The following is a 1,676-nucleotide window of genomic DNA, read 5'->3' on the forward strand; positions in this document are numbered from 1 at the left end:
TCCTTGCCGGCGGCGACGAAAGCGGCATGCAGCTCGTCGCAGACGCGGTCGCACTCGGCGTCGCCCGCTTTCATGTTGATCAGCCCGATGTCGAACGGAGCCACCGCCTCCGGCCAGATGATGCCGTTGTCGTCATGGCTGGCTTCGATGATCGCCGCGACCAGCCGCGACGGACCGATGCCGTAGGAGCCGCCGGAGACGAAATGATCCTTGCCGTCGGGCCCGGTCACCTTGGCGCCCATCGGCTTGGAGTATTTGTCGCCGAAATGGAAGATGTGGCCGACCTCGATGCCGCGCGCCGAAACCTTGTCGCTCTCGCCGATCTTCTCCCACGCCGCCTCGTCGTGCATCTCGTCGGTGGCCGCGTAGGGTGTCGTCCAGGTCTTGACGATATCGCCGATCTCGGCGGCATTGGCGAAGTCGGTCTTCTCTCCGGGCACATCGAGCGAAAGATAGTCGCGGTGGCAATAGACCTGGCTCTCGCCGGTGTCGGCCAGGATGATGAATTCATGGCTGAGATCGCCGCCGATCGGCCCGGTGTCGGCCCGCATCGGTATCGCCTGCAGCCCCATGCGCGTAAAAGTCCGGAGATAGGACACGAACATCCTGTTGTAGGCCGCCCTGGCGCCCTCGAAGTCGAGGTCGAAGGAATAGGCGTCCTTCATCAGGAACTCGCGCGAACGCATGACGCCGAAGCGCGGCCGCACTTCGTCGCGGAACTTCCACTGGATGTGGTAGAGATTGAGCGGCAGGTCCTTGTAGGATTTCACATAGGCGCGGACGATCTCGGTGACCACTTCCTCATTGGTCGGGCCGTAGAGCATGTCGCGGTCCTGCCGGTCCTTGATGCGCAGCATCTCCTTGCCATAGTCGTCATAGCGGCCGCTTTCGCGCCACAGATCGGCCGACTGGATGGTCGGCATCAGGATTTCCAGCGCACCGGCGCGATTCTGTTCCTCGCGGATGATGCGGCAGACCTTGTCCAGCACCCGCTTGCCGAGCGGCAGCCACGAGAAACTGCCCTGCCCCTGCTGGCGGATCATGCCGGCGCGCAGCATCAGCCGGTGCGAGACGATCTCGGCCTCGCGCGGGTTTTCTTTGAGGATCGGCAGGAAATAGCGCGACAAACGCATGGACAGGTCCGTGAGTGAGGAGGGCCGCGCCAGAATCGGCGCGACTTTGGCTTGCTTGACCCGGCTTCATAGCCATTTCAAGGCGGAATGGGAACCCGGACGCTTCGGCCCGAAAAGCGGCAATCGATTTTCAAAAAGCATGGGATAGCCGGGATCAGAAGCGTCGCACCGTCCTTCGCCCGCCCAGAAGACCCACGGCGCTGCAAGGCCTCCCGGTCACCGCGCGCGTCTTGATGATCGTTCGCCAAGCAACGCCTGCCACACTATTGTGCAGTGCAGCACGAGAATGCCCGTTTCAAGGCAAAATTCTTCGTGACATTTTCATTCGCCTTAGGCTAATGTACCTCGATAACCGAGAGGGTAGAAAAAAATCTGCTCTCCTACGCGGTCAAAGTCTTGGGAGGATGCGATCTAGGCGCGGTTACTCGCTGCCGCCGGAAACCGGAAACAGATCGGACGCGTTTAAATTGCAAGGCCTCGTGCCTTGCATTTTTTTTGTGCAATCATCTGCTTAGCGCAACGCGTTGCCAAACCACCTTACCC

The 1,676-nt window shown here is 60.9% G+C and carries 1 protein-coding gene; it reads right to left on the bottom strand.

The window, feature by feature from the left end:
• Positions 1–1,133 (bottom strand): proline--tRNA ligase (gene proS / locus EOC06_RS18805; protein ID WP_245469768.1); only part of this gene is annotated, 1,133 nt, incomplete at its 3' end.
• Positions 1,134–1,676 lie beyond the last annotated feature (543 nt).

The sequence above is a fragment of the Mesorhizobium sp. M7A.F.Ca.MR.362.00.0.0 genome, assembly GCF_004023175.1.
Lineage (GTDB): Bacteria > Pseudomonadota > Alphaproteobacteria > Rhizobiales > Rhizobiaceae > Mesorhizobium.